This is a genomic window from Pseudomonas sp. JL2 (assembly GCF_031570495.1).
GTDB lineage: Bacteria > Pseudomonadota > Gammaproteobacteria > Pseudomonadales > Pseudomonadaceae > Aquipseudomonas > Aquipseudomonas rhizophila.
Genome location: NZ_JAKUDH010000009.1, coordinates 85,952 through 108,972, shown reverse-complemented (window position 1 = coordinate 108,972; position 23,021 = coordinate 85,952). Strand labels below are relative to the sequence as shown.

22 protein-coding genes and 2 pseudogenes are annotated in these 23,021 nt (G+C 55.3%); 12 read left to right on the top strand and 12 right to left on the bottom strand.

Annotated features, from left to right (window positions below; translation table 11 throughout):
• Positions 1 to 115: 115 nt before the first annotated feature.
• The 4 genes from MKS85_RS14095 to MKS85_RS14080 all read left to right on the top strand — a co-directional run bounded on the left by MKS85_RS14095 (position 116) and on the right by MKS85_RS14080 (position 2,645).
• Positions 116 to 337, top strand: coding sequence for a 4-oxalocrotonate tautomerase family protein (locus tag MKS85_RS14095; RefSeq protein WP_139050602.1), 222 nt, complete (start codon positions 116 to 118; stop codon positions 335 to 337).
• Positions 334 to 990: a DsbA family oxidoreductase gene (locus MKS85_RS14090; RefSeq protein WP_139050603.1), complete on the top strand. Its 657-nt coding sequence runs from the start codon at positions 334 to 336 to the stop codon at positions 988 to 990. Before MKS85_RS14095 ends, MKS85_RS14090 begins: the two co-directional genes overlap by 4 nt.
• 39 nt (positions 991 to 1,029) lie before the next feature.
• Positions 1,030 to 1,740, top strand: a complete 711-nt coding sequence (locus MKS85_RS14085) for an SDR family NAD(P)-dependent oxidoreductase (protein WP_139050604.1) — start codon at positions 1,030 to 1,032, stop codon at positions 1,738 to 1,740.
• 62 nt (positions 1,741 to 1,802) lie between these two features.
• On the top strand, positions 1,803 to 2,645 hold the full coding sequence (locus MKS85_RS14080) for an oxidoreductase (protein ID WP_139050605.1): 843 nt from the start codon (positions 1,803 to 1,805) through the stop codon (positions 2,643 to 2,645).
• Here the strand turns inward: MKS85_RS14080 and MKS85_RS14075 are convergent.
• Positions 2,628 to 2,854: pseudogene (locus MKS85_RS14075) on the bottom strand (multidrug ABC transporter ATP-binding protein); the annotation flags it as partial. The gene MKS85_RS14080 and the pseudogene MKS85_RS14075 sit on opposite strands and share 18 nt — an antisense overlap.
• Here MKS85_RS14075 and MKS85_RS14070 point away from each other — a divergent pair.
• Positions 2,840 to 3,058, top strand: a pseudogene (locus tag MKS85_RS14070) (NmrA/HSCARG family protein); the annotation flags it as partial. The pseudogenes MKS85_RS14075 and MKS85_RS14070 overlap by 15 nt on opposite strands.
• A gap of 58 nt (positions 3,059 to 3,116) precedes the next feature.
• On the opposite strand, the gene MKS85_RS14065 reads toward MKS85_RS14070, so the two are convergent.
• A complete protein-coding gene (locus MKS85_RS14065; RefSeq protein WP_139050606.1) occupies positions 3,117 to 3,749 on the bottom strand; it encodes a pyridoxamine 5'-phosphate oxidase family protein in 633 nt (210 codons plus the stop codon).
• 125 nt (positions 3,750 to 3,874) lie between these two features.
• Positions 3,875 to 4,813 (bottom strand): DMT family transporter, encoded by a 939-nt coding sequence (locus tag MKS85_RS14060; protein WP_310662975.1) that lies wholly within the window; start codon positions 4,811 to 4,813, stop codon positions 3,875 to 3,877.
• 111 nt (positions 4,814 to 4,924) lie between these two features.
• Between MKS85_RS14060 and MKS85_RS14055 the strand changes: the two genes are divergently transcribed.
• Entirely contained in the window at positions 4,925 to 5,791 is an 867-nt protein-coding gene (locus MKS85_RS14055) for a LysR substrate-binding domain-containing protein (protein WP_310662974.1), read from the top strand.
• Between the two features lie 163 nt (positions 5,792 to 5,954).
• Positions 5,955 to 6,476, top strand: coding sequence for an HIT family protein (locus MKS85_RS14050; RefSeq protein ID WP_139050609.1), 522 nt, complete (start codon positions 5,955 to 5,957; stop codon positions 6,474 to 6,476).
• On the opposite strand, the gene MKS85_RS14045 is transcribed toward MKS85_RS14050, so the two are convergent.
• Positions 6,430 to 7,101 (bottom strand): DUF2268 domain-containing putative Zn-dependent protease, encoded by a 672-nt coding sequence (locus tag MKS85_RS14045; RefSeq protein WP_139050610.1) that lies wholly within the window; start codon positions 7,099 to 7,101, stop codon positions 6,430 to 6,432. The genes MKS85_RS14050 and MKS85_RS14045 overlap by 47 nt on opposite strands.
• 279 nt (positions 7,102 to 7,380) lie before the next feature.
• Here MKS85_RS14045 and MKS85_RS14040 point away from each other — a divergent pair, with 279 nt between their 5' ends.
• On the top strand, positions 7,381 to 7,653 hold the full coding sequence (locus tag MKS85_RS14040) for a hypothetical protein (protein ID WP_310662973.1): 273 nt from the start codon (positions 7,381 to 7,383) through the stop codon (positions 7,651 to 7,653).
• A gap of 331 nt (positions 7,654 to 7,984) precedes the next feature.
• Here the strand turns inward: MKS85_RS14040 and MKS85_RS14035 are convergent, their stop codons facing one another.
• The 4 genes from MKS85_RS14035 to MKS85_RS14020 all read right to left on the bottom strand — a co-directional run bounded on the left by MKS85_RS14035 (position 7,985) and on the right by MKS85_RS14020 (position 13,877).
• Complete coding sequence (locus MKS85_RS14035; RefSeq protein WP_310662972.1) at positions 7,985 to 9,358, bottom strand: IS1182 family transposase; 1,374 nt, start codon at positions 9,356 to 9,358, stop codon at positions 7,985 to 7,987.
• 153 nt (positions 9,359 to 9,511) lie between these two features.
• Entirely contained in the window at positions 9,512 to 12,643 is a 3,132-nt protein-coding gene (locus MKS85_RS14030) for an SIR2 family protein (protein ID WP_310662971.1), read from the bottom strand.
• A 62-nt stretch (positions 12,644 to 12,705) separates the two neighbouring features.
• Positions 12,706 to 12,966 carry a hypothetical protein gene (locus MKS85_RS14025; RefSeq protein WP_310662970.1) on the bottom strand — a complete coding sequence of 87 codons (261 nt, stop codon included), beginning with the start codon at positions 12,964 to 12,966 and terminating at the stop codon, positions 12,706 to 12,708.
• A 278-nt stretch (positions 12,967 to 13,244) separates the two neighbouring features.
• Positions 13,245 to 13,877 carry a hypothetical protein gene (locus MKS85_RS14020; protein WP_139050614.1) on the bottom strand — a complete coding sequence of 211 codons (633 nt, stop codon included), beginning with the start codon at positions 13,875 to 13,877 and terminating at the stop codon, positions 13,245 to 13,247.
• Between the two features lie 152 nt (positions 13,878 to 14,029).
• Here MKS85_RS14020 and MKS85_RS14015 point away from each other — a divergent pair, with 152 nt between their 5' ends.
• Entirely contained in the window at positions 14,030 to 14,719 is a 690-nt protein-coding gene (locus MKS85_RS14015; protein WP_139050615.1) for a phytanoyl-CoA dioxygenase family protein, read from the top strand.
• Here MKS85_RS14015 and MKS85_RS14010 read toward each other — a convergent pair.
• Complete coding sequence (locus MKS85_RS14010) at positions 14,702 to 15,277, bottom strand: TetR/AcrR family transcriptional regulator (protein ID WP_107322767.1); 576 nt, start codon at positions 15,275 to 15,277, stop codon at positions 14,702 to 14,704. The two genes, MKS85_RS14015 and MKS85_RS14010, sit on opposite strands and share 18 nt — an antisense overlap.
• Positions 15,278 to 15,541: 264 nt before the next feature.
• Here MKS85_RS14010 and MKS85_RS14005 point away from each other — a divergent pair, with 264 nt between their 5' ends.
• Both MKS85_RS14005 and MKS85_RS14000 read left to right on the top strand, forming a co-directional pair.
• Positions 15,542 to 16,330, top strand: coding sequence for an SDR family oxidoreductase (locus tag MKS85_RS14005; RefSeq protein WP_274091209.1), 789 nt, complete (start codon positions 15,542 to 15,544; stop codon positions 16,328 to 16,330).
• A gap of 59 nt (positions 16,331 to 16,389) precedes the next feature.
• A complete protein-coding gene (locus MKS85_RS14000; RefSeq protein WP_310662969.1) occupies positions 16,390 to 17,388 on the top strand; it encodes an NADP-dependent oxidoreductase in 999 nt (332 codons plus the stop codon).
• A 232-nt stretch (positions 17,389 to 17,620) separates the two neighbouring features.
• Here MKS85_RS14000 and MKS85_RS13995 read toward each other — a convergent pair whose 3' ends face one another.
• Positions 17,621 to 18,517, bottom strand: a complete 897-nt coding sequence (locus MKS85_RS13995) for a serine hydrolase (protein ID WP_281459350.1) — start codon at positions 18,515 to 18,517, stop codon at positions 17,621 to 17,623.
• Between the two features lie 96 nt (positions 18,518 to 18,613).
• Positions 18,614 to 20,467: an ABC transporter ATP-binding protein gene (locus MKS85_RS13990; protein WP_310662968.1), complete on the bottom strand. Its 1,854-nt coding sequence runs from the start codon at positions 20,465 to 20,467 to the stop codon at positions 18,614 to 18,616.
• A gap of 133 nt (positions 20,468 to 20,600) precedes the next feature.
• On the opposite strand from MKS85_RS13990, the gene MKS85_RS13985 reads away from it, so the two are divergent.
• Positions 20,601 to 22,067 (top strand): surface-adhesin E family protein, encoded by a 1,467-nt coding sequence (locus MKS85_RS13985; protein WP_310662967.1) that lies wholly within the window; start codon positions 20,601 to 20,603, stop codon positions 22,065 to 22,067.
• A 22-nt stretch (positions 22,068 to 22,089) separates the two neighbouring features.
• On the opposite strand, the gene MKS85_RS13980 is transcribed toward MKS85_RS13985, so the two are convergent.
• Entirely contained in the window at positions 22,090 to 22,839 is a 750-nt protein-coding gene (locus MKS85_RS13980) for an ABC transporter substrate-binding protein (protein WP_107322769.1), read from the bottom strand.
• Positions 22,840 to 23,021 lie beyond the last annotated feature (182 nt).

Below are 23,021 nucleotides of genomic sequence, written 5' to 3'. Positions count from 1 at the left end.
ACATCATGTTACTAGTTATATTCTATAACACGCATTTATTGCGAAATAGTTAAGGCTTACATTGCAATCCATCGCCTAGCCCATCCTGTTGATGGGCGGCCACTGGAGAGTAGTTATGCCTTTCGTCAGCGTCCGCATTACCCGCGACGGCATCACTTCCGAGCAGAAAGCTCAGGTGATTGCCGAAATCACAGAAACACTGGAGCGCGTCCTTAACAAACGCCCTGACCTGACCCATATCGTGATTGAAGAAGTCGACACCGATAACTGGGGTTACGCAGGCATCACCACCACCCAATACCGAAAGCAACTAGTTGAAGCGGAGGTTAAGTCATGACTTCCACCGTCAGCATCGATTTCGTCTCTGACGTGGTCTGTCCTTGGTGCGCACTGGGCGCAACGGCACTGGAGCAAGCGATCAAAAACGTGGCAGGTGAAGTGTCGGTGAAACTGACCTACAAGCCTTTCGAGTTAAACCCGGACATGCCGGCCGAAGGCGAGGACGCGGTCCAGCACATGATACGTAAATACGGACGCAGTGCTGAGGAAGTCACAGCGAGAAACCAGATGGTGATTGCCCGCGGTCAGGCCATTGGATTCCGGTTCGATCTGGAGAAGCGTAGCCACTTCTACAACACCTTCGATGCTCACCGATTGTTGTACTGGGCGTTGCAGGAGGGGCGGCAGATCGAGCTCAAGAAGGTCCTGTTTGCTGCTTATTTCACCGACGGTCAGAACCCAAGCGATCGTCAGACGCTGGTGCGTCTAGCCGCTAACGCGGGGTTGAATTCGGCCCGTGCACTTGAGGTATTGGCGTCAGAAGTGTTTGCCAAGGAGGTGCTTGAGCTTGAAAAGTTTTACCGCCAGCGCGGCATCACTTCGGTTCCGGCCATGATCCTCGACGGTCGTCAGCTGGTGTCCGGCGCGCAATCGATCGAGGACTACGAAAAAATTCTGAGACACATGGCGCAGGCACCCGCCCAAGCCTGATTAGTCCCTTTCAACCCATATATCTAGTAGAGGTCCATCATGGGCAATTCGAAAAAAGTCATTGTTATTACTGGCGCATCTCAAGGTCTCGGCGCGGGTATAGCTAAGGCCTTCCGTGATCTCGATTATCGGGTGGTTGCCACCTCGCGCTCAATCAAACCCTCCACCGACCCTGACATCCTCACCGTGGCGGGCGACATCAGCGACCCGGCTGTTGCTCAACAAGTCATCAGTGAAACGATTGCACGTTTTGGCCGCATCGACACTCTGGTCAATAATGCCGGTATATTCATTGCCAAACCGTTCACCTCTTATAGCGCTGAAGACTACGCCAATGTGCTGGCGGTGAATCTGAACGGCTTCTTCTATATCAGCCAACTCGCGATCACCGAGATGGAGAAACAAGGCAAAGGGCACATCGTCAACATCACCACCAGCTTGGTCGATCATGCCATCGACGGTGTACCGTCGGTCCTGGCTTCGCTGACCAAAGGTGGGCTGAACGCGGCGACCAAATCCCTGGCCATCGAATACGCCAAGCGCGGCATCCGGGTGAACGCGGTCTCCCCAGGCATCATCAAAACACCGATGCACGGCGAAGAAACCCACGACGCACTTGGAAGTTTGCACCCGATCGGACACATGGGCGAGATCAGCGACATTGCGCAGGCGGTAGTGTATCTAGAGAGCGCCAACTTTGTTACGGGTGAAATCCTCCACGTCGATGGCGGTCAGAGCGCGGGGCACTGAAGACTGACCTATTCGCACCGCCGTCGATCAATACCGACGGCGTTTTCCTCGGAGAGCGCACCATGAACACCCACGTTCACAAGATTTTTCTGATCACCGGGGTGAGTTCAGGCTTCGGCCTGGCCTTTTCTCAAGCAGTGCTAGCAGCGGGACATACTGTGGTTGGTACGGTACGGCGTGAGTCCGAGCGTACTGCGTTCGAAGCGCTAGACACCGATCGCGCCAAGGCCGTCGTGCTCGACGTCACCGATTACCAGGCGATAGAGCCGCTGGTGGCTGAGATCCTAGGAAATGTGGGCCGGATAGACGTGTTGGTGAACAACGCGGGTTATGGCCATGAGGGAATTCTTGAGGAGTCACCGCTAACGGAGATGCAACGCCAGTTCGCCACCAACGTGTTCGGCGCGGTGGCAATGATCAAGGCGGTTCTGCCAGGTATGCGTGAGCGGCGCAACGGACATATTGTCAACATCACCTCCATGGCCGGTTTTATCACCTTACCGGGCATCGCCTACTACAGCGGTAGCAAATTCGCCCTTGAAGGCATCAGCGAAGCACTGGCCAAAGAAGTGGAACACTTGGGTATCCATGTGACTGCCATGGCCCCAGGCTCGTTTCGTACCGAATGGGCGGGGCGCTCGATGATCCGTTCAGTTCGCACCTTGAGTGACTACGACTCTGTGTTCGATCCGCTTCGCAAGACGCGTGAAGAGAAAAGTGGCAAACAGACGGGCGATCCGCACAAGGCGGCGCAGGCCTTATTGGCTCTGGTGGCTGCTGAGAAGCCTCCCATTCATCTATTGCTCGGTCAGGATGCGTTGAGACTGGTGCGCGAAAAAATCGCGCGTCTTCAAACGGAAATAGCCGCCTGGGAGCGTCTTTCAGAATCAACTGACTTTGACTGACAATTCGGTGCGGGTGCCTTGTTCGACGATGCGTCCATCGTCCATGACGATGAGCATGTCCATCGCCGCAATCGTGGACAGCCGATGGGCGATGGCGATCAGGGTCTTGCCATTTCATCGAGGCTTTCCTGGATGGCTACTTCGACCTCTGAACCCCACGCACTGGTGGCCTCGTCAAGCAGCAGGATCGGGGCTACTTCATGCAGAACGAGCCCATGGTCCAACAAGCGATTCAGAACCTCTCGTTCTACCCGATGCCAATCGGTTCGGCGGGAGTGTCGATGATTGATGCACGCGACATCGCTGACGTCGCCGTGGCGGAGTTATTGCGACCTGACAGGCTCCAGACCCTCATCGGCCACCCGCTACGCACCTATGAAGACTTCGTGCGCGAGGCCGTTGCCGGGGTTTAAGCGGCTACGGCAAAAAAGGGGGTGGATTAGCCAATTGCCCCCTGGCGCGGCGAACTCCTCAGTAAAGTGTGCTCGCAATGCGCCCTGACAGGGCCTTGTCGTAAGCGTCGCCATCTACTTTCGAGGGGCAGATACGTTTGAATACCTCGCCTGCCGTGGGCAGTGCGCTGCGTTCGATCTGCCGCGTCACATCCCACAGCCCCGCCCTGATCACAGCCCTGCTGCACTGGAAATAAACGCTGGCTACGGTGATCTCCAGCACCGTTCGAGGAAGCTGCCCATTTACCGCGAACCGAGCCAGCAGTGCTGGCTCGACCGATATCCTGGCTGTGCCGTTCACGCGCAAGGTTTCCCCTATGCCAGGCACGAGAAAGAGCAGCGCAACCCGGGGGTCCTCAACGATGTTGCGCAGCGAATCGATGCGGTTGTTGCCGCGGCGGTCGGGTAAATACAGGGTCTTGCTGTCGTGGACATGAACGAACCCGGTCGCGTCGCCCCTCGGTGAGGCATCCAGCCCTCCGGGGCCTGAGGAAGCGAGGATCACAAAGGAGGCAGCCTCTATGAAGGGCTGGTAAACCGGATGGATATGATCGACTTCCTTGAGGATCGAGGGCGCCGCGACGGGGCCGTAAAGGCTTTCCAGCGCTTGTGTGGTCGTGATGTAGGCGCTGCTGTCGTTGTCGCGTTCCATGCTCATCTCCTTTGTAGATGTCTAAAAATCACATTCAGTTGATCGCTTCCTGCTCACCCGTTCCGACCAAGTGAGCAGCGGTAGGTTTGGCCAGGAGCAGGTTTGCTGGATTATTCATCGCTCGGTTATGCCCTGGGTTTAGAGCTTGCAACCGGAACGGCAGCTTTTACCGGCTCTAGATTTAACGCAAACACACTCACCAACACGATAACAGCCCCAATAATGACCATCACTGACGGGCGCTCGGCCAGCACCAAAGAAGCCATCAACATCGCGGTGGGCGGTATCAGGTAAAGCGCCATGGAGGCGCGGCTTACATTGCTATGCGCCAGCACGTAAGCCCATGCGAGGTACGCCAGCGCGCTGGGAAAAATACCCAATATCAGCACCGCCAGGTTCACCGAAACAGAAGCGTGTTGTGCTTCAATTAGCAGGCCCGGCGCGAAAATAAATAGCAGGACTGTGCCCGACCAGACGGTGTAGCAAACCATGGTCAATCCATCATATCGCTGGGCATGACGTTTCTGGAGAGAGAAATACAGACTCCAGGACAGCGCCGCCAGCAGGATCAAGAGTCCATGGGCGTTCATATCACCCAAGCCACGATCCCCCGCCACGACCACGGCAGCGCCAAACAAGCCGCACACTACGCACCCCCACTGCCAACCACTGACTCTGTCCTTGAAGAAAAAATGTGCGAGTAAAGCGCTGAACAAAGGCGTGGACTGGGCGAGCACACTGGCGGCCCCGGCACTGACACCACGCTGACCGTAATTGAGCGCAATGTGGTGCAAGCTCACAGCAAAGAAACCCAGCACCGCCAGCAATGGCAGGTCCCTGAGACGCGGCCGGGAAATACCCTTGACCATCGCGACCAGGGCCATGAACACCGAAGCGATGAGAAACCGCATCAGCGCCAAGTGACCCGGCTCGTAAGCCTGCAAGCCGATGCGAATGCCAATCGGAGAATAGGCCCAGCAAAAAATCACGAACGTCGTCGCGAGGATAATTCTCGCACCGGGTTTGCTGGAGGAACCGTCGAACGACACACAACGCGTTTCCATTTAGAAGTCCCTGCCCCATTGAGCGTCTGCCGATTTGCCTCGAAGTATCGAAACCACCCCACATCAGCACAAGTGACTTAAACTCAACCCACCATTCACTTTGGGTGAGCTATGGAACTGTCCCAACTGCGCATGCTCAAGACGGTCTGCGACACCGGCAGCATCGCCCGTGCTGCCGAAGTGCTGCACTGTGTGCCGTCCAACATCACTGCGCGCCTCAAGTCCCTGGAGCGGGAGCTCGGCACGCCGTTGTTCTTCCGCGAAGGTCGCGGACTGCGAGTCAGCCCGGCGGGTGAAGTGTTTGTGGGGTACGCGACAAAAATACTGAACCTGACAGAAGAGGCCCACCGCGCAATAGCCCCTGACAGCGCGCCGAGCGGCCCGTTGCGCATTGGCGCGATCGAGTCCAGCGCCACGGGGCGTCTGCCCCAGTTGCTGGCCAAATACCACGCGCAGTACCCGCAAGTATCCCTGGAACTGAGCACGGGCACCTGGGCTCAGCTGCTGGACGATGTCCAGCATCACCGGCTCGATGGCGTGATCGTAGCGGTGGACATGGAGCGACCTGGACTCAAACGAGCCGTGATGTACCGCGAAGACCTGGTGCTCATCGCCTCCGAGTCTCACGGTCCACTGCGCAGTGCGGCAGATTTGCGAGGCAAAGCGATCTTCATGTGGCCCACGGGCTGTCCGTACCGCTTGGCGCTGGAGCAATGGCTGCTACGCCATGAGCAAACGCAGCCGATCATCAGCATCTCCAGCTACGGCGCCATCGTCGGCTGCGTCAGTGCAGGTGCAGGTGTCTCGCTGGTGCCCCGTGGGATCTATGAGCAATACCGCCAGGGGGCTGGTTGGACGGGGTATGAATTCCCTGAGCTGGCGGGGATCGATAACCTTTTTTATTGGCATGAAAACACCGGTCGGCATCCTGCCAGGGAGGCGTTTTTGGGGATGCTGCAAACGGAGTTCGAAGGCTAGCTGCACCGCCCTTCCATTGTGGCGAGGGGATTTAGCGAAACGTCGTACCGCACCGCTGGGCGGCGAAGCAGCCCCAAGAATATTGTAGGTGATCGACTGGTAAACCGAGATGTAAGCTTTAGTCGCATGTAAGCCCAAACCGAACGATGACAGGGAGTCTATTTTGGAATTAGCACCACGATTCGCCCTCCATGAAACCACCCATTGGATCGTCAACCACCACTTGGCATCCGCCCTGCCCGGCTACCTCATGCTCGGTTCCAAGGTTCACGTAAACTCATTGGCACAATTGCCGGACGCGGCGCTCGCAGAGCTGGGTGGTCTGATGGCAAACATCCAGCGCACTCTCGAAACACACCTGAACCCAAAATGGCTTTATATCAGCCGATTCGGCCACGATCCCCGCTACCCCATCCACTTCCATTTCATCCCGGTTTACGACTGGGTCGAGGAACTGTTTTGGAAAGATGCGCGGTACAGGCTTCTGGAGACCTTTGGGACACTAGAGAACGCCCAGACGTTGACCGATGGCGCAGAGCTAACGTTATTCATTTGGCGTGAATTCGGCGAAAGCCCTACACCTCCGGCAATCCAAGGGCCTTCGATCAGCCAGGTAATTGAACGGTTGCGGGAGGCGTTCAAGACTCGGCCGACACCAAACCTTCCTCCAGCGCAATGGCCATGATGTCTGTTGCTGATACGTTGACCCAGGTTGAAACATCAACCTCGCCCCGCGACGCAAGCCAGCGTCCGGCCATTTGATAACCCAACGAGTAACCGAGCCATTTGGGCTTGTCGCCGAAACCAAAGAACCACTCGTTGTGATCGTAATACCTTGATTCGAGAGCCTGGAGTCCGACCGGTGAGTTTGAAAGATCAGCCAACGCTATGGCACGTTCCCAAGGCTCCGGATCGCTACCGAGCAAATGCCGAACAAATTGACCGGCAAGCCCTTCGCTGACCAGAGCCTCGCCCAAAGTCCAACCATAGCCAGGACCACCCATGCGCAGGCAATGATGAACCTCATGAATAACATGTCGACGCAACGCGCCGGTGCATAGGCTGGAAAGGAAATTGGGATTATCGGGATCAAGGGTCATGGAAAACATGGAACTGCGATACGCCCGCCCTACCAGACCCATTTCCGGAATGGTTTCGCCCGGTAGCCTCTGAATCAGAACATCGAGCCTCGGCGGGGGCATCAGGCGAGCAACGGCCTCGTACGCGGCATCAAATTCGTCAGTCAACTCGCGGCGAAACTCGGCCAGGCTCCCAGAGGCTTCCAGCCAGTGCAGCGTCCATTTCTCCATAACCCTCTCCTTTAATCACAGTACTGGCTCGATAGATCCATGCCGCTCGCGACAGTAAATTTCCCTAGGGCAGCTGTCCAGTGTCGACAGATTCGATCGCCCCTCTGTCTGTAGGCCCTCTCTGGCAAAAAACTATCGCGATTCCTACAAAGCTCTCGGAACCCGGAGCCTTGTCCGTCGAGCGCGGGGAAACCTATAGTCATTCCGTCGCCCAGAATGGCGATCAGGTTTGGCGACCTGTGAATCGGATCAGCCCTTTAACCTGATCGGAGCAATCCCATGCAAAGATACATCCCCATTACCGGCATCGACTGCACGCCTGCCTCTCTACTCATCGATACTCAAGCCCCGCTGGACGTCTTGCACGCAACCGCTGATTACCGCATCCGTGTGGTGACTCAAGTACTGGAAAACATCGCGTTCCGATCCGAGATCGCCAGCGAAACAGTGGTGCTTTCGGACTTGGCGCAACTTCTGGTAATTCCGTTGCGTGATGGGTGTGATTTGCTGGAAGTGATTGGTCGACGGCTTCAGTCGCAGGTTGAACATTGACAGAGTTTCGGGCGCTTAAAGCGCCCGTTTCTGCTTAGCTGGCCGATGAGTTCTGCACGGACTTCCCCCGTGGCATGCATTCGACCATACCTGCCATTTACATCGGATTTGACCACCTATGATTGGCAGAGAATGGCTATGTGCAGACGTTGGTCAAGGTCTGCATTCGGCCGATTCTGTTGAAAAAGTCGGATTTTCAAATGGCCTGAACTCAGGCGCGACCACCACCGGAGAACCTACTCACCACATAGAGTGGTTTTTCGGCCCTTCGTTGACCTTTGCTGCTCTGCTATTGGGTTAATTTGAGGTTTCTTGCTTGGTGCAGGCGCAACTATCCCGTGACTGGTGGCCCTTGAGATGAAAATTTGGCCAGCCGTCGCAGGTTCTGCACCGCAGCGGCCAGCGTGAACTCATCCGTCGCGCCACTCATGCCACGTAGCCGCAGGCGATCCAATTTCAGGATGCGCTTGAGGTGGGCAAACAACATTTCGACCTTTTTACGTTCGTGGCGAGATCGCTGATATGCCGGCGTTGCGGCAATGCGCCGAGCCACATCGCGAGCGGCTTCATGGACGCTGCGAGCGATCTTGCGAATCGAAGTGTTCGGGCAACACTTGGCTTTCATCGGACATGTCGCGCAGTCGGTCTGTCTGGATCGGAAGATGATGGTGTTGGCTTTGGTGACGTGCGAACGCTCGTTCTTGAAGGCTCGCCATTCGCTGCGTAATACGTTGCCGGCTGGGCAGCGGTATTCCTCAGCCTCTTCATTCCAGTGGAAATCGTTACTCGAAAAGCTGTCGTTCTTGCGCTCGGCTTTGTCCCACACCGGCACATGCGGTTCGATGTCTTTTTCCTCCACCATCCAGGCCAGCATCGGCGCTGTGCCGTAAGCGGTGTCGCCAATGAGGCGCTCCGGCTTGATGTCGAACTGCGCCTCGACCCGATTGATCATCGTCTTGGTGCTCTCGACTTCTGCGGTTCGATGAGCCGGTGTGGGCTCGACATCCACGATGACACCGTGCTCGGTATCGATCAGATAATTCGTGGAGTAAGCGTAGAACGCTGGGCCGCCTGGAGCAGCGGTCCAGCGGGCTTGAGGATCCGTCAGCGACAGGCGCTTCGGTAGCGTTTCGGCCAAAGCCTCTTCATCGAGGGCTTCAAGGTACTCACGCACGGCGCGGGTGCTCAGGGCCGGATCGCTCCAGTTGACTGGCTCATCACCCGGTACGCCCCGCTGCCGACTCGCATCCGCTTTGATGATGCTGGCGTCCACGGCAAAGCCTTCGCCTTTAACTAGGCCTGCGTCCATGCAGCGACGCAGCACTTCATTGAACAACCAGCGAAACAGATCACTGTCCCGAAAACGGCCGTGTCTATTTTTGGAAAAGGTCGAGTGGTTGGGGACTTCATCTTCAAGGCTTAACCGGCAGAACCAGCGATACGCCAGGTTCAAATGGGCCTCTTCGCACAGCCGGCGCTCTGAGCGAATGCCGTAGCAATAGCCCACGATCAGCATACGAATCATCAGTTCTGGATCAATCGACGGACGCCCAATCGGGCTGTAGAAATCGGCGAGGTAATGGCGCAGGTCGCTCAGATCGAGACATTGATCAATGCTGCGCAGAAGGTGATTGGCGGGGATGCGATCTTCAAGGTTGAACGAGTAAAACAGTCGCTCCTGCCCACTCGATAACTGTCCCATCATCCTCTGTGATCCCCCGCCGGCCAATGAAGCAATTTTGCCGCAGGTCAAACAGGGGGAGCTACTTTTTCAACAGAATCGGCCAAAAGCGGACATTAGCTCAAATAAAACTAGCGCAGAAACTACCGTGCTCTGCGCTAGCGATAGATGAGTACTCTAAGATGAAGCTACCGGACTCTCGGATAAATCTTCGAATTCCTCTTCGTCGATAAAATCAACTTCGGGAAATTCTTCTTGTGCTTCCTGTTCCTTGAGATGCCTCAAATACTGCACTCCAAATGGCTTAATCTGAGTGAGCATTTTATCTATCCGCACACAGCCCCTTGTCCCCCCACGATTAATAGCGACTTCACGATATTCAGAGATTTTAACGACGAGTTCAGCGTCCCCCCAAACATTACCCGCATGAAAAGCAATAAACAGTGCAGCGCTTCGGTTATGATTGATAGGGTCGCCGACGTCACCTAAAACAACAGCTTGTATGCGTGCTATTTGTTGAGTAGATAACGTCGGCTTCCAAGTATCACGTTGAATGCCGATACAACTATGCAAAGCAAATGAAAACAAATTAGATTTTTCTTCAAAATTCTGCTCGAAGTAGTTGACCAAGAAAAAATTCAGAAAATGTTCACTTACACTATCCACTGTATCAGCATGGTGGAGATTGAGGCTCCACGTCCACAGGGCAACATGTGCGATAGCAGGGTTATCGCTAAATAACAGCGATTCGAGCTTGTGCAAAATTCGCGACCCTATCACTCCATTATTTTCAACCTTACGAACTGAGCCATACCATAAAACTCCAACTGCTGTCATAAGGCCCAAGCAAACCTTTTCACTGTCGGAGTCGTTCAACAAATTATGTATTTCGTCCTGCCCATCTGCACTAAGCCAGTAACTGGTCGGTCGCCTATACGCAGCAAAACAAGCATAGCTATTCCTAACCCAAGCATCTTTTGGAGTGTCTAGGTTTTTGTAAAGCAACCAAGCTTGATGCAAAAGTTCACTAGCGTATGGACCACGGCATAACGCTCTCCAATCTAATCTTGATTTGCACCCTCGGGCAAAATAGGTAATTAAACTTAATGCTTCAGTTAGAGTCTCAGGCCCTGCTTCGGCTTCCTCAATAAGGCTCTGTACCAATCTAGCGGCTGCTCCTGGCAGCACATTTGGATGGCTTAGCCACTCCTGTTTCCCGGCAAACCCCTTTCCCGCATCCATTCTGCGCTTCAGAAGATTAGCTTTATGCACCAATGCTTTGATAATTGAATCAGCTCGCTTACCTGCCAGTACAGCTGTCATTGGTATAACTTCTTTCCATTCGTCAGAAATCAGCCGACTAGTTAAAGGTTTTATCAAGGGCGATTTAGAGTCATAGCCGTCGTAATTACCATCTACAATTGCCAGAGCTGTCAGATACTCTTGAAAGGTTAGATGCCTGAACTGATAAAACGGTACCGCCCGCCCATTTTCAACCTGTCGGCCAGCTTCCAGCAATAAGCTTGAACGTAGTTCTACTCTTTTCAAAAACTGGTAAGGAGTGTCTTTCGCATAGCGCTTGATTTGGGGAACATTTTCGCGTGCTTTCTCAAGCAGCTGAAGAAGCTCTTGCTCGGTTGCGGTTTGTTGTCCCGCCCGCATAAGCTCAAATGCTATATACGAGAGCTGGGGGATTGCCTCTTTAGTGTCCAGGGCGTCATGCCCCTTAATATTCCACGTATCGAGAAGCACTTCCACGGCACGACTATAAAGACGGACCCTATCAGGTGGAAGCCTTCCAGCCCCATGCTTAACCACCAAGAGCATTGTCAGTAAAAGTGGGTTTTCAGCGAGTCTTCTCAACCCCATGTTTGTCGTGAGTATTTTGCCTAGCGAACTTGCTTCCTCCAGCGCTTCTGGTGAATTGCCAACCATCAGCTTATGCCAATGACTGCACAATAACATTATTGCGTCGGAACTGAGAGGCGCCACTCGCCACTGTTCACAATAAGTGGCCAGATATGGAGCGACCAAACTGAATCCAGCCTCGCGACTTGTTACGACCAACTTTGTTTCTGGAAACTGATCCAAAAAAGATCGTAAGTTTTCAACGAATATAGTTCGATCGCCATCATCATGAATCTCATCTAACCCATCAATCAAAAGCAAAACCTTCCCCTGCTTAAATAATGGAATTAGCGCAGAGTGCAATCCATCGAGATCTGGCTGGCCTGTAATATCCGAAAGACTTTTTAGCAAGGTTGCAATAGGGAGCTTGATATAATCCCGCCATTCCCGACACTTAATTAATACGGGAACCAACCCTACATCAGGTAAATTATCATCGCTCTTCAATCTTCTGTCTGGACTTGCATATGCAACAGCAAGCCTCTTCAGCAGCAAGCTTTTCCCTCCACCAGGAAGAGCTAAAAGGGCCACTCCTTTAGTTTTGTTAAAAATATCACCAAACGACTGGGGCTCTTTATTTTTCCTCTTCCAATTAATAAGTTTGCTTTGGCGCGAGGGGTCATCCAAAGAAATATCTGGAGGACAAGGGAGTAATTCAAGTGGCACAAATAATTTTTCAAGGTCAAATCGACGTTGAGCCGTCTCCATATCTGCGCTTACGCCTTCAATGGTCATTTGACCACAATCCCTTATCAGAAACTCTTTATAGCTATCAAGAAGTTTTCGATGCTTTTCGGGCTTGTCTGTTTTCTTTATTTTTGCCTTCGAACTGGGAGCTGGGTTTGTTGATTTGTGAAATAAGCCAGACAGAAATAATGGTAGCTCTGAATGCGCACCGCCGTAACTCAAAGGATCAACAAAACCGTGCCAATTCGGATCTGCATGTCTACCTAAAAATTGCTGATTATTAACCAGTGCATAGTGCTGAAGAGTAGATGCTCCGAACTGTACTTTTAGCCAATCTATCAAAGCACTGAAATTCGGGTCGGAAAATGTATCCCCGCATCCGATAAACAATAACCGCTTGAAGGCACCCAAGTGCCTCTGAAAAATATCTCTAGTTTCGCTACTCAATGTTCTTTCGTAGTCTCTAATTCCTAACACACAAGACTCTGGATGTTGCCAATGACCATGTAAATGCAAAATACCTTGCTCTTCTCCCCTCATCCACTCCGTCGTTTTTCGTATATCAGAAATAACTATTGGCGGAAGACCTGTCACAACTTCTAATAAAGAGTCATAATTTAGAGTGCATATTGGAATGCCCATATTCGATATGGATGCTACAGCTTGCAACATATCGTTATTTTTTGGAGCTACGCCTTTAAAAGATTCATTCAACCATCGAGCATAAAGCTCACCTGTGGGAGCGCCTAGCTTCCGACCCACAAACTCCGCCGCGCTTAAGACATCATCAATATCGCTCGAGTGAAGTTGGTCACTCCAAGACTCAATTTGAGCCTCGGTGATTTTTCCCTTACTCCACCAAATGCAAACCCGCTCTCAATAAGCCCTGTCCATGAAAGCTGTTTGTATTCATTGTTTGTTAATGAAATGCTAACGCCTGTGCCTACGACAACAATTAGTTCACCCTTTGCTATTGATTCTTGGATGCTTTTAACTGCGGAGTCATTTTTCATTATTTTTTTCTTCAACTGGGTCAATTTATTAAAATCCATTTAAAGAGCTTAAGAGCCGAACTCTCTGCTCAACCGCTGGACCGGTGGGTGATCGAGCATACGCGCATAATCTAAACTGAGAAAATACGACCTTTACCTCCCAGTGAAGTTATCATCGCGCGCAAAACGGTGTAGCACAATATTTGTTATGGCCTATGGCCACTGCTGAGGCAGCAGATACGTTTGAACCTCTTCAAAAACTAGCTTCATCGGAGTGACAGCTTTTGGCCGAAAACAGACAAAGGCCCACCCCACCGACCGATCTACTCCACAACCCCATTAAAAACAACAGTCCCATCCCCCTCCTTCTTAACCGTCAACCTATTCCCCTCCACCACAACCTCAACCAACTCAGAACACCCAGCCACCTCCCGCTTCCCATCAACACGCTCGACCTTGGCATCAAAACTAAAAACATAAGTAGACGCCGGGCAAGCATTCCCACCCTCCCCCGTGGAAACAACCACCACATACCGGCTCGGCCCAAACGTATAAGCCTTTTCAATCGCCACATACCCGGTGTACTCAGCCTCCTCGACAATTGCCTCCATGACATTCACCACCCCAGCGCGCGTTTGATAATTCAGCGCGGTCCCCGTCCCTTGGGTCTGGGTCGTGAAAGGCCCGGCACGCTCGGCGGTGACGGGCAAGGTTTCATAGGCAACACCGGGGGGCGCTGGGGGCGCTGGGGGCGCGATTTGAGTCGTGACGGTGGGTTTTGCAACGAGGTTTTGTTGGGGTTCAGGAAGATCGCATAGGCCGTTTTTGCAAATGAAATCCCCTTGGCAATCGATATCTTCCGAGCACTGGTTGGTTTCTTCGAAGGTGCTCTGGTTGGCTTTGGCGTAGCCGACGACGGCCAGTGCAAGGAGGGTGCAGACGAACAGACGCTTCATCGGTGAAGTCCTTTTCTTGGATGGTGATCAGATGATAACTGCAAACCTTCCGGGTTTGTCTCTGGTCACTTTCGATTTTGCAGTGTCGGGTGGTCCAACTTTGCTTTGAATACTAGCCTTGCAAACGTGCGCACAAGGAAGTCGAGAAAACCATGACTAACCGCGATCAACTCCATCGAGATGGTTACGCTCTGCTCCGTCAAGCGATCCCAACCGAATGGCTGGAAGACCTGCGTGCCGCGTTCGATGCTGGTGTTAGGCCGTCGGACCAATGGCCCGTGCCGCGTGGCATGGACTGGCGTCATTCGCTGTTGGACGATGATGCGAAGGTTCAGGCTGTGTGTCGTCTGCCCCAGGTGCTGGCGGTCGCGGGGGAGTTGATCGAGGAGCGATTCTTTCTGTCGCAGGTGGAGGGGCGCGAGCCTCTTGCCGGTGGCGGCCATCAACCGCTGCACCGCGACTTGTCGGCCCAACGGCCAGGCGACATTGCCATGGCCCTGGCTTTTTTTGACGACTATGGCCCTGAGAACGGTGCGACGCGTATCGTGCCTGGCAGCCATCGGCCCGAGCCGGGAGCGCCGCCATTCGATTTCACCAACGAATCACGCTCCGTACAGCTTTCAGGTTGCGCCGGTGACATCCTGGTGTTCGATGTGGACTTGGTGCATGCGGGCAGCCTGAACTCGGTGGGTTCGCACCGTCGTTCGATTTTGATCAGTTATTTTTCGGAGCAGTTGTACGCTTCACACTTGGAAACCGTGGGGCTGCGTAATGTTCGTATGGCCACGAGTGAGCGGTTCGAGCCTTTGGATTTTGGCTTCGGTCTACGCTCGCCTAGGTAAAGATGCAATCATTTGCGCATGACACACCGCCAGAATTTCATCGGCCAGCGCCGAGTCGTCAGGACAGGCGCGCGATAGCATGATCGCGCCGACCGCGTGCGCCAGCAGGTCGATCATTTTCCCCCTCGCCTCACCCGGCGCCGCATCCGGCCCGGTCGGGTATTTTTCGCCGAGTGTTTGCAACATGCGCTCGATGCCTTCAGCGAATGCCGCCTTCAAATCGTCCGACTGACGTGCCGCGTCACCGCACAACGCTGCCATGGTGCAACCCGTGGCGCGCCCGTCGCGATGGTCCCGTGACACATACACATCAATGAAGTCCTTCACGCTCAATGCGTCGACGCCGATCAGTGACTGCTCAAGACTCTTCGCCGAGGCTTCGGCCATCAGGTCAGCCTTCGAACCGAAATGTTTGTAGAAACCACCATGGGTGAAGCCGGCGGCGGCCATCAGGTCGGCCACGCCGACCCCGTCAAAACCGCGCTCGCGAAATACGACTGAGGCTGTTTCGACGATGTGCTCCCGATTTGCCTGGGCCTGGGCTTTGGTCACGCGCATGTTTCGATACCTCGTTACCGCTGGAAATTCATCGACTGATCATACATTGATGTTGATCATAATCAAAACCGTTGACAGTTTAGATTTCGATCATCATCATAATTTCCAACGATCTGACCAGCTACCAACGGACACGGAACAACCTCCCATGAGCGACCTGAATCTGTTTACCGCCTATACCCTTGGCCCAAGCACTGGCTGATCGAGCCTGACTTTTTCTCGTGCATCAATCCCAATCCATGTTTCTCACAAAGAGCTGACATCATGACTACTCGCCCTACCGTTCTCATCACTGGCGCTTCCACCGGCATTGGCGCGGTTTACGCTGAGCGTTTCGCCCAACGCGGACATGATCTGGTGTTGGTCGCCCGCGATCACTCGCGCCTGGAAACGCTCGCCGCGAAGTTGCGTGGCGAGCACAACGTCGCCGTTGAAGTGCTGCAGGCCGACCTGACTCAACTCAGTGACCTGCACAGCGTCGAAGCGCGCCTGCGGGATGATGCGCGCATCGGCATCCTCGTCAACAATGCCGGCGCCGCACAGTCCGGCACCTTCATCGAGCAAAGCACCGACAGCGTTGCACAACTGGTGGCCCTCAACACCACCGCACTGGTGCGGCTCGCCAGCGCCATCGCGCCACGCTTGGCCAAAGCAGGTGAAGGCGCGATCATCAACATCGGCTCGGTGGTGGGTCTGGCGCCTGAGTTCGGCATGACGGTCTATGGTGCGACCAAGGCGTTCGTGCTGTTCCTGTCCCAAGGCCTGAGCCTGGAACTGTCGCCTCAGGGTGTCTATGTGCAAGCCGTACTGCCCGCCGCCACCCGCACGGAAATTTGGGATCGCGCCGGGGTCGACATCAACACTTTGAGCGAAATCATGGAAGTGGGTGATCTGGTCGACGCCGCACTGGTGGGCTTCGACCGTCGCGAACCGGTGACCATTCCTCCGCTGCATGAAGGCGAGCGCTGGGATGCCCTGCAAACCGCGCGTCAGGGTCTTTTGTCGCAGATCAGGCAGTCCGCCGTGGCGCAGCGCTATTTGACTCAAGACTGACCCATGCCGACAGGTCGGCCTCGCCCCACTCTCATTCCCCCGACAAGAGCAGCTGCAACATGAAGGCATTTTTTATCGACCGCTACGGCAAGCAGAACGGAATGATTGGCGAAGTGCCCGACCCTGTGGTCGGTGTGCATGACGTTCTGGTTCAGGTGCATGCAACCAGCGTGAACCCGTTGGACTCGAAGATCAGAACGGGGGAATTCAAACTGATCCTGCCCTATACATTTCCATTGGTATTGGGCAATGACCTGGCCGGAGTGGTTGTTAGCACGGGTTCGGCGGTGAAGCGATTCAAGCCAGGCGACGAAGTCTATGCACGTCCTCCAGAGGCCCGGATCGGGACGTTTGCTGAACTGATCGCCGTGAACGAAAACGCGCTCGCGCTGAAACCCTCCAATCTCGACATGGCCGAAGCGGCTGCCATCCCCTTGGCGGGTTTGACGGCCTGGCAGGTGCTGGTTGAGACCGCCCAACTGAAAAAAGGCCAGAAAGTGTTGATTCATGCTGGATCCGGTGGCGTCGGCACGCTTGCTATCCAGCTCGCCAAACACCTCGGCGCCTTCGTTGCGACCACCACCAGTACGGCGAATGTTCAATGGGTGAAAGCACTCGGGGCGGATGTGGTCATCGATTACAAACAGCAGGATTTTGCAAAGGAGTTGCGCGATTTCGACGTGGTGTTGAACAGCCTCGGCGCCGATGTACTGGAGAAATCGATCAAGGTGCTCAAACCTGGCGGACAGCTCATTTCCCTTTCAGGGCCGCCGACCGCGCAATTTGCTCAAGAACAAGGCCTGTCCTGGGTGCTGGGGCAAGTCATGCGCCTGCTGAGCAGCGGTATTCGCAGAAAAGCCCGCAGACATGGGGTGAGCTATGCATTTTTGTTCATGCGTGCCAACGGGATACAACTGCAGAAAATCACCTCGCTTATCGAGGCTGGGGTCATCAAACCGGTCATCGATCGCTCCTTCCCTTTTGCATCGACCGCAGAGGCCTTGCGCTACGTCGAGCAGGGCAGATCAAAAGGCAAAGTCACCATAACAATCAAATAAGCGCACGACAAAAGATGTCAGTAGATGATGTGTATACCGCCAAGTACCCGACTGCGGCGCCTGAACCAGAGGAGCCGCCAGCGCACGACAAGTCCATAGAAGAGCAGTTGCCACCGGAACCCGCGCGGGTAGAAAAGCCGATCATCTTTTGGCGTGGTTTGATGCTTGAGCAGTAATGGCTTGACGCCGCAGGCAGGCGTTAGGCCAATCACGAGACCGAAGCCAAGAACATTTAGCCGTCTTCAGCCCCCTGCCGCAGGACTTGCAGCATCTGTCCAACCACAAAGGTTTCGACCGCACCTTCACCAGCCCCCCTCTCAAAAGCGGCGCAACAAACCGATGCATCGCCATCGCAGATGCGGTAAACGGCAATGACACTGCCAGGCCCGCAGCCTGTGTGTCCGCAGAGGGAAAATCCGCCGTCAATCGCACCCTGCATCACACCCAGGCCATAGCCAGGCGTGATCCATGGGCGTCCGGGAATCGGGCCGCCCAATGCTCGTACTGCCTGCATTTCCTGGAGCAGGCCCTTGGAGAAAAGATCGGCAGAAAGGAGTCGGTCCAGCAATAGCGCTGCTTGCGAAATCGGGCCGATCAGCAAGCCATGATAGACCCAGGCGGGGTCATATTTTGAGGCGCTTCCAAGAGGGGTCGCTTGTAGGTCTGCTCGCGTTTTAGCGAAGCGAACGTTCGACAGGCCCAGGGGAGTTAGCACGCGTTGACTCACTGCTTCATCGAGCGTCAGATCTGTCAGCCGTTCAATGAGCCGGCCGATGAGCAAGTAGCCCACATTCGAGTAGCGCCAAGCGGTTCCAGGGGTGTATCGAAGTCGAGTGCCGTCAAGGCGTTGCATCATTTCATCGGCCGACCAGGCTGATTCACTGTTCGTAACGGCGGCGTGATACTCCGCAAGTTCGCCATAATCGGCGAGTCCTGCCTCATGCCGTAGCAGCTGGCGTAGCGTGAAAGGCTGATCAGCAAGGGGGTCGTCCAATCCAATCAGCCCATCACGCACCAACGATAGAGCCGTCCCAGCCAGGACAGTTTTCGTAAAACTCCACCAGGGGACCGTCAGTTCAGATGGGGCAGGCGTTTGTGGTTGACCATTTGATATGAGCGAACTGAGCATTGGCTTCCCTGGAATGTTGGGTGGATCGATGCCTCGACTAGATATCTCAGTAGCCAGTCCACAAAATGATCGTTCCAGACTATTTCCCCCTCATACCTACTCCACCGCCTCAGCCACGCCCTGATCCTCCCCCAGAAATCCGCCACTCTGGTGATGCCACAACCGCGCATAGGTGCCGTTTTTCCCGAGCAATTCGGTGTGGGTGCCTTGTTCGATGATGCGTCCATCATCCATGACGATCAGCCTGTCCATCGCCGCAATCGTGGACAATCGATGGGCGATGGCGATCACGGTCTTGCCCTGCATCATTTCATCGAGGCTTTCCTGGATGGCGACTTCGACCTCTGAATCCAGGGCGCTGGTGGCCTCGTCAAGCAGCAGGATCGGGGCATTTTTGAGCATTACCCGGGCAATGGCGACGCGTTGACGCTGGCCGCCCGAAAGCTTGATACCCCGCTCGCCCACCAGGGTGTCGTAGCCGCTGTGGCCTTGCTTGTCGCTCAGTTGGCTGATGAACCCATCGGCTTGGGCACTGGCCGCGGCGCTGCGGATTTGCTCGTCGGTGGCATCGGGGCGTCCATAGGCGATGTTGTCGCGAATGGAGCGGTGCAGCAGCGAAGTATCCTGAGTCACCATGCCGATGGCACTGCGCAGACTGTCCTGGGTGACGTGCGCGATGTTCTGCCCGTCGATGCGAATCTCACCCTTGTCCACGTCGTAAAAGCGCAGCAGCAGGTTGATCAGCGTGGATTTACCGGCACCGGAGCGGCCCACCAACCCGATCTTTCCGCCCGGGCGAATGCTCAGGCTCAGGCCATCGAGCACCTGGCGTTCGCCGTTGTAATTGAAGCTCACATTGTCGAAAGTCACCGCGCCGCCCGTGGTGACCAGCTCGCTGGCGTCCGGGGCATCCTGCACCTTGGGGCCGCAGGCCAGGGTCGCCATGCCATCCTGCACGGTGCCGATGCTCTCGAACAGCGAGGTCATTTGCCACATGATCCAGTGCGACATGCCATTTATGCGCAACGCCATGGCAATAATCGCCGCGACCGCACCCGCGCCCACTTGACCTTGGTGCCATAGCCATAGGGCATAACCGCCTGCCCCCATGATCAACCCGACCACCAATGCCTGATTGACGATCTCGAACTGGCTGACCAGGCGCATCTGGCGAAAGCCGGTCTGCTTGAAATCCTCCATGGCAGCGCGCGCGAAGTGGGCTTCACGTTTGGAGTGGGAGAACAGCTTTACCGTGGTGATGTTGGTGTAGGCGTCTGAGATACGCCCGGTCATTGATGACCGCGCATGGGCCTGCTCCTGCCCTACTTTCTCAAGGCGGGGCACGAAGTAGCGCATGGCAAGACCGAACAACGCCACCCAGACAATGAACGGCAGCATCAGCTTCAAGTCAAAGCCGCCGGCCAGCGCGATGATCGCGATGAAGTACACCCCGATCCCCGGAGCGATCTCGATAATGGTGAATAACACCTCGCGCACCGACAGCGCCGTCTGCATCACCTTGGTGGTGACCCGGCCGGAGAACTCATCGGAGAAGAACGAAAGGCTTTGCCGCAGCATCAGCCGGTGAAAATCCCAGCGCAACCGCAACGGCAGATTGATCGCCAATATCTGGTGCTGCACCATCGTGCGCATCGCTACCAGCCCAATGCTCGTCACCAGCACCACACCGATGCCCCACAGCACGCGACTTTCCTGTCGGGCCGCATCGCCGCCTGCCTGCCAGATCGACAGCATGTCCACGACCTGCCCGAGAAAAGAAAACAGCCAGGCTTCGTAAATCGACACAGCGGCACTGAGCAGCGCGAGCGCGAGAATGTAACCGCGAGCGCCCCGCGTGCAGGCCCACAGGAACCGCGCCAGACCTTCAGGTGGCGGAGGTGCCTCGTCGGGCGGAAAAGGGTCGAGCCGTTGTTCAAATGCGTGAAGCATGGTGATCTCCAAAACCATCTGGTAAAGAGATTCTGGCATTTAAAGGTTGCTTTGAGGGGTTTGGGTGGAGGAAAGGTTGTTCGCCCGGCACAACGAGGGCTCGATCCAAGAAACACAACCCTCGGCGACACGCATGAGTACAAGCTATATCCTACCTCCTGCCCTCCAAGCAATAACGCCTCCCTCAATGGACTTACCGGAGACCTCTGTGCAACGCTCAACCCTTTTCCTCGCCTCCCTGCTGCTAACCGCTTGCGCCAGCCACCAGACGCCGGCCGATAAACAAGCCGCCCTGCTCGCTCAACCGTTGACGCCCAACAGCCTGATGCGCGAGGGCGACGTCATCAACTTCCAGGTGTTTGCACCCCGCGAACCGAATTTGCCGTTCTGGCAAACTGTTCAGTTTTCGGCGGCCTGCTCGAAACCGCAGGTCACCCTGGTTTATTCGTTCATGCTCCGGCGCTCCTACTCCAGCAATACCGCCCAGTATGCCCCGGCGACTGCGTTGCCCGCGCGCTATCACAGCTCGCTGATGAACAACCGGGATTTCACGCAGGCGTGTAAAAGGCTACCCATCCCGGACTGGCGCCAAGTGGCGAAGGGCGAAGGTGAACGGTGGTTGTTGCTCGATAACAGCAGTTTGCAAAAAAATGGCAAACAGGTGCAGTTCTGGATGGCGTACGACGAGCCGAAGACACGTCTCAACCCGATTAGCAACGCACCTTTCACACAGATCCGTGAGCAGTACACGATGGACTGTGCAGCACGAAATGCCAAGCTGTTGGCCCGTTATTACCTCAATTCCAATAACGAAGTAACTGACGGAAAAGTCGAGATGTTTCCCGAGGCCAAGGTTATTGCGGCGGCCGACGAGGATCAGTTGAAGGTGTTTGAACTCGTGTGCAGCGCGACGACAAGCATTGCCGGTCTGCCGGCGCTCAAGTCGCGCACCAAGGCACCGGTGGCGGCTGACGCGCTGCCCGACATCAACCCAGGTGTGTTGAAGAGTATCGAGCAACTGCACATGCCGCCGCCGGCCAAGACGCTGACCTATATAGAGCTGGCAGGCACCGGCAGTAATGCTGAAAAAAGCTGGCCAGAACGCACTGAGTACTTCCTGTCGACCGACCCCGCGACCCAGCAGCTCAACATTGTTCACAAAAGCGAATACCTCAATGGCCGCCAGATCAACTGGCGCGGCCTGATCAGGCTTTCAGGCCGAGAGCAGGCCACCCGCTCGGAAAACACCGTAGTCGTCAACAGCCTGAGCTTTCGGGGTGATTGGCAGCACATGCCTGTGGGCAGTCAGTTGAGTTATACCCAACGGGGCAGCATCACTAGCGATCGGCTTGGAACCATGGGCGATGAGCCGAAAACCGTCGACTGCACCGTCGACAGTGAAGGCCCCGCCAAACGTTTGAACCCAGGCTTGAGCGGCAACGCCAAGGCGTTGAGCTGCCATCGTCAACAGCGCCCAAGCACAACCCCCGTGCCGCTGGAGCATTATTACTATTTGGTTGACTATGGTTTCTTCTATCACGCCAGCACGGACAAAAAGGACTTCATGTCCATCAACATGCGCGTGCAGAGTGTAAAGTGAGGATGTGACGAGCGAGCTTCGTTTATTGCCCGACGGGCCGCTCATACCGCCGCTGAATCCGCTCCACCTCGCCAGAACGCCGCAACTGCTCCAAAGCCTTGGCCCACGCGGCCACCACCTCATCGTCAGAGTCAAGGCTGAAGGCGATGTACAGCGATGACCGATAGAGTTCGATGGGGATTTTGCGCAGTGTGCCCGGTGCGATATTCAACTGGCGGCTGTAGTAAGCCACCCCGGCATCGGTGTCACCTACGATGATCTTGGTCCGCCCGGCGAGCAGCATGCGGTAGAGCAGCTTGCTCTCGGTAGCACTTTTGTCCAGGTTGTTGAAGCCCAGCGACTGCAGCATCTGCGGCACCAGGCCGGCATGTCGCGTGGTGATCTGCGGGGCGTGCAGCAGTTGTTCCAGGGAATTCACCGGCGGCGTACTGGCCAACTGATAGGCATGAATGGACTCTTCCACGATCGGCCCGACCCACTTGTACAACGGCTCGCGCTCCGCCGTGCGAAACAGCGAGAACATGATGGTCTTGCTTCGGGTCCTCAGTACCTGGGTGGCGCGCATGCTGGGCTGCAACAGCACCTCGAAGTCATCCCCGGTCAGTGCCATGATGGCTCGCACGATTTCAGTGGTCATGCCGGTGAGCTGGTTGTTCTCCTGATAGTTGTACGGGGCCCATTCTTCGGTGACCACCTGATACGGCTCGGCCCTGGCAACGCCAGTACCGAGCAGCAGACAGAGCAGCGCTGCGACAGGTGTCGATTGTTTCACGGGTTCTCCTGATGGGCAGCCTGGTGTTTATGGGGGACCTGATAAGCATAGCCTTAAACACGCACCAAACAGTTGGTGCGCCCCCTTCAGCGGAGATAAATCCCCTCGCCACGGGCTCACCCAAGCGCGTCACTGCGCCCAGCCATTAGCCACAACGATGCGTCGTATAACCGAGGCAGGCG